Annotated in this window: 5 protein-coding genes; 1 reads left to right on the top strand and 4 read right to left on the bottom strand. The window is 43.7% G+C overall.

The genetic code is table 11. The features are described 5' to 3' along the window. Positions 1-31 precede the first annotated feature (31 nt). Entirely contained in the window at positions 32-5,545 is a 5,514-nt protein-coding gene (locus tag QUB66_RS19700; protein ID WP_332969403.1) for a trifunctional serine/threonine-protein kinase/ATP-binding protein/sensor histidine kinase, read from the bottom strand. 345 nt (positions 5,546-5,890) lie between these two features. On the opposite strand from QUB66_RS19700, the gene QUB66_RS19695 reads away from it, so the two are divergent. Further along, positions 5,891-6,772: a Cof-type HAD-IIB family hydrolase gene (locus QUB66_RS19695; RefSeq protein ID WP_332969402.1), complete on the top strand. Its 882-nt coding sequence runs from the start codon at positions 5,891-5,893 to the stop codon at positions 6,770-6,772. Between the two features lie 400 nt (positions 6,773-7,172). Here the strand turns inward: QUB66_RS19695 and QUB66_RS19690 are convergent, their stop codons facing one another. From QUB66_RS19690 to QUB66_RS19680, 3 genes are all read right to left on the bottom strand, one after another. Further along, entirely contained in the window at positions 7,173-8,063 is an 891-nt protein-coding gene (locus QUB66_RS19690; RefSeq protein ID WP_332969401.1) for an alpha/beta fold hydrolase, read from the bottom strand. Between the two features lie 158 nt (positions 8,064-8,221). Next, on the bottom strand, positions 8,222-10,270 hold the full coding sequence (locus tag QUB66_RS19685) for an adenylate/guanylate cyclase domain-containing protein (RefSeq protein ID WP_332969400.1): 2,049 nt from the start codon (positions 10,268-10,270) through the stop codon (positions 8,222-8,224). Next, positions 10,236-14,978, bottom strand: coding sequence for a response regulator (locus tag QUB66_RS19680; protein ID WP_332969399.1), 4,743 nt, complete (start codon positions 14,976-14,978; stop codon positions 10,236-10,238). Before QUB66_RS19680 ends, QUB66_RS19685 begins: the two co-directional genes overlap by 35 nt. Positions 14,979-15,082: the final 104 nt, after the last annotated feature.

Raw genomic sequence — 15,082 nt, 5'->3', positions numbered from 1 at the left:
TTAAATTATATTAATGCTGGCAGTATAATAACTAATTGCTAATTTTAGCGGGAAATTCAATCATAAACTTTGTGCCTTTCTCTACTTGACTTTCGCAGTTAATTGTGCCTTTTAGTTTTTGCGTGACCAGGTTGTAAATAATGTGCAGTCCCAATCCTGTGCCGCCCTGACCTCTTTTGGTGGTAAAAAACGGTTCAAAAATTTTACTGAGATTTTCTGGGGTAATTCCTTTGCCGTTATCGGTATATTCAAAGATTAGCCGATCGCCCTCCAGCTCGATCTCAAAAGCCATAATGCCCTCATCTTCTCCATCGTAAGCGTGAATTAGGGAATTCAACACCAGATTTGTCACAATTTGACACAGCACGCCCGGATAACTGTCTAGTACAATACTTTCATCGCACTTAATCTCTACTTTGTGCTTAGTTCTTCTTAGTTTGGCACTTAAGGATGTCAAAATCTCCTCTAGATAATTTTTCACATTAAACGTGCGTTTTAACTCGCTCGACTGATCTACAGCCACTTCTTTAAAACTGTGAATCAAGTCAGCCGCCCGCGTGAGGTTGGATAAGATCATATTACTGCTTTGCAGAGTCGTATCCAGGAATTTTTCTAACTCAGATCGTTTAATTTGACCCTTGCTGTAAAGATCAAAAAATTTTGTGACTTTTTCAGACAGCAGCGAGGCGGCGGTGATACCAATGCCGATGGGAGTATTGATTTCGTGAGCAACACCTGCAACCAACCCTCCGAGAGCCGCCATTTTTTCCGATTCAACCAGTTTATTTTGGGCAGATTTTAGGTCTTCTAAAGTTTGGGAAAGCTCGGAAGTACGCTGCTGTACTAACATTTCGAGATTTTGATTAAATTGCTGCAAATTGGTGTAAAGTTGGGCGTTTTCGATCGAAATAGAAATTTGAGAAGATAGCAGTTTTAATAGTTCTAACCTGTCTGGCGTAAAAGCGCCTGTAGTTAGATTGTTTTCTAAATATAAAATGCCGTTGAGTTTGCCTTGATGGATTAACGGAGTGCAAAGAATTGATTTAGGTTGAACGGCAATTATATAGGGTGCGCGAGTGAATTGTCCTTCGCTGGAGGCATCATTTAAAACAATACTTTCCTGGGTGCGGGCGACGTAGTTGACGACTGCAACTGCCAACAGCGTTACTTGTCGATTCTCTTCTACAAAATCAATGGGAATTGATTGCATGACAGAAACGCGATCAGCATCCACATATCCTGATGCTTCAATCACCCATTTGCCAGATTTTTCTAGTATCAAAAAACCTCTTTGCCCTCCAGCATTTTCAATCACAATTTTCATCAGTTTTGCCAGCAGTTTGTCTAGAACTATTTCGCCGGCCAAAGTTTGCGATGCTTTGACTGCTGTTGTCAAGTCTAGCACGCCTGCACTGTCGCTCGTAGTGCAAGCGCTGCTAGTAGATTTGTGAATTTCGATATTAGTTGAAATCGAGGCTGAAGTTAGTAAGTTCGAGTATTTTGATTCTAAATGCGCTGCTTTCGCTTTCGCTCCCCAGCATTGATAGCAATAACGCGCTTCTGTCAAGTAAGTTTTAGCAATTTTTGCTCGTCCTATGGATAGATAAAATGCGCCTGCTAGTTCTGCTGCGAGTGCTTGTACCTGTATGTATCCGTTTTCTTGTGCTCCTTCAATTGCGCAGTCGTAATATTCCATTGCTCTGACAATATCGCCCAAAATTCGTGCTTTTTCTGCAACAATTAAATCGCATTTATGCTGAAGATTCATCGGCGCAGAAAGCGCTTTTTTTTGCAGTTTTTTTAGGTTAGTGGTTGCACAAAAAAGATGCCCTTCTTGTTCCTCCTTTGTTGCAGATGGATATGCTGCGAGTCGGGCTAGAGCATCGTAAAAATGGTATTCAGGAACATTGATAAAGCCTACAACTCCGTCTAAATAAACTTCGGCTTGCGCTGCATTCTCTAGCGCTAGATCGACATTACCAAATAAATAAGCTATTATTAATTTTTGCAAATAAAAGTGCTGGAGACCCACCCGATCGTTAATTTTCAACAGCAGCGGCAATAATATTTCTTCGCTGTAAGCTTTACCTAACAAAATGTCTGGGATTTCCATTTTTCCCATCAATTGCCAAACTGTTTGCCGATATATTTGATTCCAAGTCAATACCGTTTCTTGCTTGAGTTGAAACAGCAAATGATTGTAATTTGCCATTTTTAGTTCTAGCTGTGACAATTCTTGACCGATGAAATACAATGACTGACAAATATTTACAGCAGCATATCCAACCGATTCTAAATCACCATTTTCTAGGGCGCTTTGATAGGCTTCTTCTAACAGCGGTAAAGTATCTTTAACATGATGCTTGCCGTGCATTAAAATAAAGGCAACTAAATTAAGCGTCTTGCTTTTGAATTCTAAAGCATTTAGTCGATCGATCAAATTCAAGGCTAATTGACCAAATCGCTCGCCAGATTCAACATCTCTAACTATTCCTTTTAAAATTGCTCCGTAATTAGCATAACCGAAGGCAGAAAAAGCAGAATTTCCGTAGTTGATAGATAAATTAACTTGCTCGCAGACAATCAGCGGCAGCAGCACTGGTTCAACTATCAACGTAGCTGACAACATACTGGAAAGCACGCGCATAGTTGCCAATTTACGCGGATTGGTCATCATCGGCAAGTCTATTAAATCTTCTATCTTTTTTCCGGTTAAATAAGCTGTGGTTTTCGTAAGTGCTTGCTGAATGTGGAGGGGAATAGGCGATTCTGGAAAGTTTATTTCTAACATTGTGAGTGCTTCCCGACCAATTGTTACCGCTTCTTGCAGTTTGGTTTGCATCGCACAAGCTGTGATTCTGATTTCAAAAACTTTGATTTTGTCTAGTTCATTGGTGGCGTGTTCCAGGACAATTTCTGCCCATTTTTCCATTTGTTCAAAATCGGTATTGAGGTAAGCTGCTTCGGCGGCTGACTCGTAGAGTGCAAGAGTCAAGTCGTAGTCGGTTTGCCAACTTTGCATGGGAAGCAATTCAATACCTGCGGTTAAATATTTAACGGCAAGTTCGTAAGCTGCACTGGCTTTGGCTTTGCGGCCTGCAATTAAATTTAATTGGCATAATTGAAATTTTTCTAATTCACTGTTGATAATTCTTCTGGCTGCATTTAGTTGGTTTACTGTATCAAAAACATGGTCTTCTAATTGCTCTGGAGGCGCGTTTTCTAGCAGAAATCTACCGATGTTTAGATGAGTTTCTTGTTTCTTAGATTCGGAGGTTAAAGCGTAAGCTGCTTGCTGAACTCGTTCGTGCAAAAATTTATAAGTCGCCCTAGCAGCATCAGCAACTGGTAGGGAAAATTCATCTGTAAAGTGTCTAGATATTTGGTCTGTTACTTCTGTGCTTGCTGCTAGTGCGATCGGAATTTTGTAAGCGTTATTCACTGGTAAAATTAGACCGGACTGAAGTGCTTCCCAGAGGTCTGTTGCTGCGGAAGCCAGAGGTTGTTCGCTGATTTTGGAGAGAATTCCTAAATCAAATTTGTTGCCTATACAAGCGGCTAATTTGAGCAGCTCTTGCGTATTTCCTGAAAGTTTCTGAATGTTGTCTATCATTAATTCTACAACATTGTCAGTTATTCCTATTTCTTGTATTTGGTCGATATCCCACTGCCACTCGCCTGTAATTTTGCAGTTTTTCACAACTGGATAGGCATTGTTTTGGGTCAAGTCAGAAATGTTAGTTTCTGCTCCACAGATAGAATTGTGGGCAGGTGCAAATTTAAATTTTAGCAATTTTTTTGAGTAAAGAGACTTCAGTAATTGAGTTAAAAAAAATGGATTTCCTCCTGTTTTTTGAAACAGCAATTCTGCTAAAGTTAGCGAATTTTCTGGGGCGCAGTTTAGAGTATCTGCAACGAATTGATTGACGCTGTTAATATCTAAAGGCGAAAGTTCGATCGCACTTACAGTCCCTCCTGCTTTGCTAATTGCTGCCACCGTCAGCATTACGGGATGATTTGCATCTACTTCCTGTTCTCGATAGGCTCCAATGATTAACAAGTATTGACTTTCTAAATCAGTTGCTAGCAGTTGGATTAATTTGAGTGATGCTGAGTCTATCCACTGCAAGTCATCGAGGAAAATTACCAGCGGGTGTGCTTTTTTGGTAAAGATACGGATGAAGTTTTGAAATACTAAATTAAAGCGATTTTGAGATTCATTTGCTCCTAAATCTGGGACTGGGGGCTGCGGCCCGACAATTAGTTCTACTTCTGGAATAACTTCAATAATTACTTGGCAATTGCCGCCGAGAGCATTTAAGATTTTTTGTCTCCAAACTTGGACTTGGGCGGCAGTTTCTGTGAGGATTGGCCGCAACAAGTCTTGAAAAGCTTGGAGCAAAAAAGCGTAGGGAATATCGCGCTTAAATTGCTCAAATTTGCTGTCAATAAAATACCCGTTTTCCCGCATGATGGGTTGGTAAATTTCATAGACGAGCGACGATTTGCCCAAACCGGCAGAACCGGAAATGAGCAGGATTTCTGTATTCCCCCGCTTCATGCGATCGAATTTATTTAGTAGCAGATTAACTTCGGCTTCTCGCCCATAAAGTTTTTGGGAAATTTGCAGGTGACTCGATCGATCTTGCTCGCCGATGGTGATGTGAGAAATTTCGCCGGTTGTTTGGAGTTGAGCGAGACAATTTTCTAAATCGTACAAAAGTCCGAAAGCACTTTGATACCTGTCTTCGGCGGTTTTTGCTAATAGTTTCATCACGATATCGGAAACGGCTTGAGGAATCTCCTCGCTTTCTGTTTGATTGATTCTGGCTTTGACTTTCTGCTTTCTATTTGCGCCAGGAGAAACGGGTATTTTAGCAATATGGCAGTGGACTAATTCCATCGGATCTGTGGCATTAAAAGGCAATTCGCCGCAGAGCATTTCATAAAATGTGACGCCTAAAGAATAAAAATCTGTGCGGTAGTCGATCGCCCGATTCATGCGTCCCGTTTGCTCAGGAGACATATAGGCGAAGGTTCCTTCGAGTAAATGGGGATAGCTGAGGGCTGGGTTTTCGCCTGGTAGCAGGGAGGCGATCGCAAAATCAGCAATTTTGACATCCCCCGTTTCGATATTGACAATAATATTACTGGGTTTAATATCTTTGTGGATGATGTGGTGTTCGTGGAGTTGCCCGATAGTTTCCGCTAGTTTTCTGCCAATTTGCAGAAATTGTTGTAACTCTAGCTGGTTGTTGTTGAGAAATTGTTTTAGGGAAATGCCGCCAAAATCTTCTAAAATTAAAACAGGAAAGTGATTGTATTTTTCGAGTTTGTAAAGCTTGACTATTCCTGGCAAATTCAAATTTTTAAGGATTTCGGATTCGTGCAGGAGTTGGGCTATTTGCGCTGGGGTAGGGTAGGTTGGCGTGAGAGTTTTGAGGATAACGGGTTTTTGTTCATCAAGCTGTATTCCTCGATAAATAACTGTGTGAGGGTTTGTATAAAGTTCTGTGTCAATGCGGTATCCTGGAATGGTAATCATGCTGTTTTGAGAATGACTTGAAAGGTACAGTTATTAAGTAAGTGGAAATAAAAAATGCAGGTTGAGGGCGATTTTTACGGCAGTAAACTGGCTGCTATTATGGATATTAAGTAAGTGGTTACAAATAAACATTAGATGGGAAGGGCGGGTTTTGTAGCAGTCTAGTCGCTTGTATCTTGTGATATTAGCCGGCACTCGCCCGTACAGGCTCATCCTCAATACTTTTTTGGCGTTGACTGAGTTATCTATATTGTATTCAAAAAATCAAAAGCTGCATTTTGCTATCCCGGCAGTGGCAAAATAAACTGGTGCGTGCAAATCAACAGGTAAAATCTCAAAACAATCATGCAGAATATAACTGCCTCAAATCCAGCTACTGCGACCGATCGCCCTTGTGGCACCGCAGAGATTAAACTACTGGTACTGGATATCGACGGCACGATCGCAGGTTTGTCCAATGAGATCCGAGAACCAGTCAAGCAGGCAATTTTAGCAGCCCAGTCGCGGGGCGTGAAAGTGGCTGTGGCTACGGGCAGGATGTACCAGTCGGCTTTGCGTTTTCATCGCGACATCGGCTCAACTTTGCCGCTGATTTGCTACCAGGGCGCGTGGATTCAAGACATGGCGACTCAAAAGCGGCTGCGTCACTTGCCGCTGTCGAAACAAAGGGCTTTGCAACTGTTAGAGCATTTTGAAGCACCGGAATTACGATCGCTCCTGTCGATCCATTTCTACATTGACGACAAACTTTATGTGCCGGAAATTACCACAGCTACCCGACTTTATGCGGAACGATCGGGCATTGAACCAATTGTGATTAAAGATTTGCGGCGAGATATTCCGGGGGAACCGACGAAAGTCTTGGCTTTGTGCCAGAATCCGGAGGTACTAGACGGGTTACTGATCAGTATGCGGGAGCGATACACACCTGCGGAGCTTTATTTAACTCGCTCGGTTGCTACTTTTTTTGAAGCGACGCATCCTTCGGCGAATAAGGGAGATGCGGTGCAGTATTTGGCGGAGGAACTTTTGGGTTTGCAGGCCGCGAATGTGATGGCGATCGGCGATAATTTTAACGATCTAGAAATGATTGCTTACGCGGGTGTGGGCGTGGCGATGGGGAATGCTCCTGATGGCGTGAAGGCTGTTGCTAATTGGGTGGCGCCGGATGTGGAGGAAGATGGAGTGGCGTTGGCGATCGAACAATTTGTTTTGGGCGATCGTTGATCTTGCTTGTAGAACAGGCATCTTGCCTGTGATCAATTGTAGAACAGCCATCTTGCCTGTGATCAATTGTAGAACAGGCATCTTGCCTGTGATCTGCTCTCCATTGATATCAGAATTGTGGAACAGGCATCTTGCCTGTTATCTCGCGCCACAGTATAATTCAGATTTTAAAAATGCCTTTCCACAGAAAAAGCACCGACGACTGGCCGTGTTTCGTCTCGGTGCTTTCTCTGGTTCGCTCCTCACACGTCCATCAATATAGCTAACTCGGTGGAATCTGTCAACACTTTTAACGAAAGTTTTTTTTTGAGTCCGCTACCGGTGCGGTGAAACGAGGTAGAACCTTTGCAATGCAAGGGTTTTGCTCGATCGCCCAAACCTTGCATTCCGCCGAAAAATTTTAGTTCAATTCTCGCATCCAGTCCAAAATTAGAGTATTGACCTCTTTCGGCCGCTCATCGTGGGGACAGTGGCCCGTGTTGGGAATTGACACAAATTTCACTGGTTTACCGTTGGCGGCCAATTCTTGGTAAATCTGGCTGCCGGTAATGGGCGTCCAGGGGTCATCTGCGCCCCACAGCACCAATAACGGGCGATCGACTTTTGGCAGCAATTCTGACGGTTGAGGGCCTGCTGGGGCCGTGAGAATTGAGGCAAAAACTTGTTGAGCTCCGGGTTCGCAGGAGGGTGCGTGGAGGAGTTCTACCAGTTCGTCGGTGATGGCTTCGCGGTTCCCGTAGACTTGGCGCAGGGTGTTGCGGATGCGGTGTTTTTGGCGGATGTTATTGAAGACAAATGGGCCGATGATAGGCGATCGAACTAATTTAGCAAAAGTCCCCATGACTAATCCCAACGGAAAACTAAGTTCTTCGGGTCGATGGTTGAGTCCGCCGGCACAGTTGATTAAGACACCGCCGGCTGATATTTCTGGATGGTTGGCGACTACCATCAAACTCAGCAAAGCGCCGATCGAATTCCCGACAAATACCGCCGGTTCCTGTACCAACTCCGCGCAGAAATCTGTCAGCAATTCTTCCCACAATTCCAAAGTGTAATCGAGGGCTGGTTTGCCAGAAGCCCCGAATCCCAACAAGTCCAGCGCAAATACGCGATAGCCACCAGCAGCCAGTGGGGGGATATTTTGCCGCCAATGTCCGATCGAAGCCCCAAAGCCGTGAATCAACACCAGAGGGCGGCCGGTTCCTTGGACGGTATATTGGATTTTGTGACCTTTCCAAGTCCAAATTAGCTTTTCAAAACTCGTTGCAGATACTAGCTGTTGTGCTGTCACGGTTCTAAATGTAAATTTTCGTTAACTTCTTTCATCATAGCAGCACAATCCCGCTCCGGGGCTGGCTTTGAGCAACGTCCCACAAAAACATTATTCCCAATTCCCAATTCCCAATTCCCAAGGACAACTGACAACTGACAACTGACAACTGACAACTGTCAACTGTCAACTGTCAACTGACTAATTTTTTCTAGCAACCAATAAGTCATCATATCCCCCTTACCTTTAATCGGAATCATCCCTCGCTTCTCAAACAAATACTGATCTTTCAAAAGCTCATAAGTAACATCAGTAACTTGAATTCTGCCAGCAAAACCCGTACCCTCCATCCTCGACGCCACATTCACCGTATCTCCCCACAAATCATAGGTAAACTTGCTAACACCAATCACTCCCGCCACCACCGGCCCGGAATTGATGCCGATGCGAATTGCTAGTTTTTCTCCTGTCTCGGCCGACAACTTGGCTATTTTTGCCTGCATTCCCAGGGCCATTTGGGCGATCGCCTCAGCATGATTATTTCTCGGCGTAGGCAATCCCCCGACTACCATGTAAGCATCACCAATAGTCTTAATTTTCTCCACACCGTACTTTTCAGCTAACTGGTCAAAGTGGGAAAAAATCACGTTCAAGCGCTTTACCAACTCCGTGGGAGACATTCTCGCAGACAACTCAGTAAAGCCAACAATATCAGCAAATAACACACTGACTTCTGCAAAACTGTCAGCAATTGTACTTTCCTCCGCCTTCAAGCGTTCTGCTATTGCTTGGGGCAAAATATTTAACAGTAACTTCTCGCTTTTTTCCTGTTGAGTTTTGAGTGCTTCTTGCGCTAATTTTCGCTCTGTAATGTCAGAAACAGTACCCTCATAGTACATCAACGCACCTTTTGAATCGCGAACTGCGCGGACATTTTCTGACACCCAAATCCGCCGTCCGTCTTGGCAGCATACCATAGATTCAAACCCCGAAACGGCATTTTTTGCATCCATAGCAGCCACGAATTCGAGGCGGTGTTCCGCGTCAACGTACAGTTGCTCAGAAATATTTTTAATGCCGGACATCAGTGCTTCTGGCGAGTCGTAACCGTACATTTTTGCCAAAGCTGGATTAGCGCTGAGAAATACTCCTGAAGGCGTGCTTTGGAAAATTCCTTCCATCGCATTTTCTACAATGCTGTGATATCTTTCTTCAGCAATCCGCAGCAATTCTTCTGCTTGTTTGCGCTTAACCAAAGAACCTAATTGAGTGCCGACTGCATTAAAAACGTCTATAAATCGCGCGTCTGTCCGACAGGGAGAAATTTTAAAGAAAACTAGCACTGCCAATACTTCATCGCCTACCAAAATCGGCACGCCAAAACCTGCTTTAAATCCTATATCTAGTGCTATTTTACTTCTGATAAAAAGTGGGTATCCCTGGGAAATATCTTCTACCCATTCCGGTTGCTTGGATGCCCAAACTCGTCCCGGTAGCCCAATATTCATGGGAAATGTCAGTTGTTCGCTTTGAGTGCGGAACGATTCCATGTTCGCGCTGCTGGCATACCAGCCCCGGGCAGATTGCAAGGCAGTTCCTTTTGAATTGGGAATCCAAGCTTCTCCTAAATCCCATCCGATTGTTTCGCCGACTTGGTGCAGAATTACTTCCAAAGCTGAGTTAAAATCTACAGATTCGCCGATCGCCCGCGTAGTGTCCAGCAAAAACCTGATTGATTCTTGTGCCCGCTGCCGTTCCACGATTTCTTCCTGCAATCTCGAATTGCGATCGTGCAGTTCCCTAGCTTGCTGTTCCAGTTTCGATTGCAGCAAACGCAAAGAAAGTTGGCTTTCCACGCGGGCCAAAACTTCTTCTACTTGAAACGGCTTAGTAATATAATCTACTCCTCCTACTTGAAAAGCCTTAACTTTTTCCATCACATCATCTAGCGCACTAATAAAAATCACCGGAATATCTTTAGTCTTTTCAATTTTTTTTAAATTTTCACAAACTTCATAGCCGTTCATTTGCGGCATATTAATATCTAGTAAAATCAAATCTGGAGGAGACATTTTTGCTGCTTGCAGAGCCAGTTTTCCGTTAATAGCCTTCCTGACTTGATAGCCGTAGGCTTCTAGCATAGTCGATAGAAGTCGCAAGTTGTCCGGCATATCGTCAACGATCAGAATGTCTCTAGGAGTCGCTGGTAATGGCTCGTCGTTCATCATAATATAATTGAGTTAAATCTATAATGATATCTATCCGAAAATTATCGACTAAATCTGTTAAAGCATTAGCAAGATTTGCCTCATTTTCGGGAATTTGCGCGATCAGTTGCAGGATGCGGTTGTCATCAACGCAAAGTGCTGCTTGGTATAAATCGACCACCCAGTCTGCGGGCATTACACTCAAATCCTCGGTGGTCAAACTTTGAAGCAGTCTCGGTGCTGAATCAGAAATAGATGAGCTTTCTTCCTCATAAATATAACGCAGATTCAGGTGATGCGCTATCTTTTCAAATAGTACCTCTTCCCGAAACGGTTTACAGATCAAATCGTCACAACCAGCAGACAAAATTATTTGTCGCTGCTCGTCAAAAGCACTCGCAGTCAGGGCAATAATTATTATTTCTCTACCTTCGGGAGTTTGCTTGATCTGTTTTGTAGCTTCGTAGCCGTCCATAACTGGCATCAGCATATCCATCAAAATCAGGTGCGGCTTCCAAGTAGACTGCAAAGCAACTCCTTCTTTACCGTTAGTTGCTTCGCGGACTTCAAATCCCAGCGGTACGAGGAGCTTAAACAGCAGTTGGCGATTTTCCGCTACATCTTCAACTATTAATATCCTATAGGTTTGCTGTCCGGCTTCTAAAGCAATAACTTGTTGAACCGCCGATTTTTCTTGTTCGTCACTTTCTGTTACGACGTTAACGCGGATATTAAAAGTAAAAATTGTGCCTCGATCGAGTTGACTTTCAACAGCAATATTACCTCCCATAATCTTGACAAACCGTTGACTAATCGGCAATCCTAGCCCGGTTCCCTGCATTGATTTACGACCTGTTTCGGTTTGCACAAATGGCTGGAATAAGGTAATAACTTCAGATGGAGAAATGCCGGGACCAGTGTCGGCAATTTCAAAATGCAACTGGGCTTCTTCTTGTCCTGCGGCGTTATTTTCTACTTGGCTGCTAACGCACAAAGTAACGGTTCCCTGTTGAGTAAATTTAATTGCATTGCCGAGCAGGTTAATTAAAACTTGCCGCAATTTCGATTCGTCTGTTTCAATGTACTGTGGCAAATCACCGATATTTTCAAAGATGAGGCGCAACCCTTTTGAGTTGGCTTTTAGTTGCAGCATTTCTCTGAGACTGCTGAGAAGGTTGTAGAGATTGAAGCGGCTTTGATTGATAGTAATTTGACCGGCTTCTATTTTGGACATTGACAAAACATCATTGATCAGTTCCAGTAAATGTTCGCCGCTGCGGTTAATAATTGCTATGTATTCTTTTTGTTCTTGCGTGATGGAACTGTTGCGAGCCATGACTTGCGAAAAACCGAGAATGGCATTGAGAGGCGTGCGGAGTTCGTGGCTCATGGAAGCGAGAAATTGGCTTTTGGCGCGGTTGGCAACTTCGGCATTTTCTTTAGATTTCAGTAGTTCCATTGACTGTCTTTGAGTGTGGGCGAGCAATTCTGCTTGCTGCAATGCTACTCCTAGCTGAGTGCCGACATGAACTGCAACGTTTATTTCAGCTTCGCTCCACTGGCGGGGAGCTGAATTTTGATAGGATGCTAGAAGTCCCCAGAGTTTTTCGCCGCAGAAAATTGGCACGGTAATGTAGGCTCTGGATTGAAATCTTTCTAAGAGTTGGATGTAACAACTATTGAATCCTTGCTTGTAAATGTCTGGGACGCAAAGGTAAGTTTTCTCTCGGCTGTATGCCCCGCCAGCAGTGTTTTGCAAATAGGTATCGCATACTTTTTGGGAGGTGCTATCGAATCTTTTGACGAGGCAGTTTTCGTTTTCTAAGGCACTTTCTGTATAGTTAGAATCGAGCTGTTGTGCTTGCATGAAAGAAGCCCACTTGCTGTCAACGGATTCGGCTACAAATTCGCCGCTCCAGTCAGGATTGAAACGGTAAAGAGCGACTCGATCGCATTTCATGGTTTGACGCAATTCTCGGGTTGTAGTTTGAAAAATTTCTCGGAGATCTAATGTCTGGCGCATTCTTTCAATGATTCGGGCGATCGCTCTTTGTCGCAAAGCACTTTCTTGCAGTTCAGTTTGTGCTTGCTGGCGTTCGGTAATATCTACAGCCATTAAAGCGATGCCGATCGCTCTGTCTTTCTCGTCAATTAATTGAGTATTGTACCACTGGCAGATGATAATTCTGCCGTCTTTGGTCAGATTTTCGGAAATGGGGCTGGATTTCTCCCTCAAGCCACGATTGAAAATCTCAGCTCCTTGCTCGCGGTAGCTTTCAGGTACGATCAAATCGGCGGCGACTCTCCCTTTGGCTTCGGACTCGCTGTAGCCAAAAATAGCTTCCGCCGCCGGATTCCAAGTGATAATTTCTAAATTTAGGTTTAACTCGATCACTGCGATCGGCGTTTGCTGCAATAAAAATGAGATTCTTTGCTGCGATGCGAGCAGTTTTTCGACTGCTAATTTGCGGTCTGTGAAGTCATTAGCCGTGCCTAGAATTTGTTTGGGTTTACCGTCAGTGGTTCTGATAAATACTGTATCCCAACTGTGTATCCACCGCCATTCACCGTTTTTGTGTTTCATACGGTATTGACATTGAATAACATCGCCATCTTTGGCTTGCTCTACTTGTTGAACGCGCTCAAGAAAGTCTGGTAAATCTTCGGGATTGAGCAATGTTGGCATCATTGTTGTACCCATATCTAGTATTTCTTGAGGCGTGTAGCCCAGCATCGCAGCCATTTGTCGGTTGCAGTAAACATTTCGCTGTTCAATTAAATCGTAAACGTACAATAGGTTGGGATTGGAATCGGCGATCGCCTGAATGAAGTGCTGGCTTTCTCGGAGTGCAGATTCTGTTTGTTTGCGATCGCTAATATCTCGCGCTACCACAATCACTGAGTCTTGCGAAAGCACAGAAACTTTAGCGTCTAGCCAAACTTCGCGCTCTCCGTGTCTATAGCTATATTCAATATTGATGCTTTGCTTCGTTTTGAGAACTTGTTGGATGGTATTTAATACCAAATCTGCCGCAGGTTCCGGTAAGATTTCGTGGGCGGTTTTGCCGATCATTTCGGTGGGAAATTTTACCAAATTGACCGCTGCTGTCGGGGCGATTTTGATGCAGCGCCCTTCTGAATTTCTGACTAAAACTAGGTCAGTCATGGCGGTAAAAATCGCCCGCAATTCAGCTTCGGATTCTTGCAGAGCTTGTTCGGCGCGGACGCGGGTGCGAATTTCTGCTTGCAACTGTTTATTTTGCCGATCGAGCTGCCCGACTCGGTTTTTTTCTCGATCGATCAGTTGAGCTTGAGCGATCGCAATTCCGACTTGACTCGCCACAGCTTCTAACAAGTCAATTTCATCTTTTGTCCATTCCCGTTGGCGATCGCACTGGTGCAAACAAATAGCGCCGTTTGCCATCCCTTGGTAGGAAGTGCGAATTGCCAGCATCGATTTCAGCCCAACCACGCGGCAAATCGATTTAGCAGCTTGCAAAAGAGGCTCTGAGTAAACGTCGTCGGAGGCGATCGCCCTGTCTTGGATCATCATTTGTACGACGTGAGGATTGCCCCAAATTGGAACAATTGCGTTCCGCATTGATTCCCACTCCGGTTCGAGATACTCAGCCGCCAGAGGAAGATCGACTTGGGGGCTAGTAACGTAAGTATGAATCAAACAGCGATTGACGCGGAATGCCTGACCGATTTGAGTTGCAGCCGTTTGAAATATTTTTTCCGGCTGCAAGCTTGATCGAATTTCTTGAGTTATTTTTGCAATCAGCAACTCTCGCTGAACTTGCCGTTCTAAAGCAGATTTAGCTGAGGCCGATTCTATTTCTGCTTGCTTGCGATCGCTGATATCAAAAAGTACCCCATACCAAACAATATCGCCATTATCACGCATTTCTGGTCGAGAATTAGATTGCAGCCATTTTAGTTTTCCCGACGGCGTAACAATCCGCCATTCCAAAGCAAAAGGTTCTAAAGTTCGAGCGCTCTCGCCAATTTGTTTTTCCAGATATTGTCTGTCATCAGGATGATTTTGATCAAAACATACATTAGGATTTTTTAATATTTCTTCAATCTCAAATTCGTAAATATCCCGAGCCGCATAACTGATATATTCAACTTTGAAACTTCCATCCAAATTTTGAATAAATTGATAAATAACTCCCGGTATATTGACCGCCAATTTCTGCAACCGCCCTTGGCTTTCCCGGAGTGCTTTTTCTGTTCGCTTGCGAAATTCTACCTCTCGTTGCAGTTCGGCATTCTGCTGTTTTAATTGTTTCGAGAGCTGTTGTATTGTCAGTTGACTTTCAATCCGAACCAAAAATTCTTCTATTTGAAAAGGCTTAGAAATGTAGTCAACGCCGCCGACTTCAAAAGCTTTGACTTTCTGAAAAGTTTCATTAAAAACGCTCAAAAAAATCACCGGTATTTCGCGAGTGTTTTCGTTAGCTTTCAGTCTTTTGCAGACTTCGTATCCGTTCATTTTGGGCATGGCAATATCTAGCAAAATCAAGTCTGGAAGAACGGTAAATTTAGCATTTACCGCCATTTCTCCCGAAATCGTTCGCTGAACTTTATACCCCTGTTTTGTCAATATATTTGATAAAGACCGGAGATTATTCGGTTGATCGTCAATAATTAGAATCTGGATATTTTCTTTGTTGATCAGCATTTTTTCTTCTGCCATTGTTGTATCTTCTACTGTTAGCAGCATCTGCGATATTTTAGTTAATCTAGCGATTCCATCCCAGACCAAATTATTCAAGAAACTTTTGTAATCCTCAGCAAAAAGAATATTTTTGCCAGATCCGCTAAGCT

The organism is Microcoleus sp. A2-C3 (assembly GCF_036706065.1).
Classification (GTDB): Bacteria; Cyanobacteriota; Cyanobacteriia; order Cyanobacteriales; family Microcoleaceae; genus Microcoleus.
The sequence above is the reverse complement of the archived record's forward strand: the minus strand, read 5'-3'. Positions and strand labels throughout refer to the sequence as shown.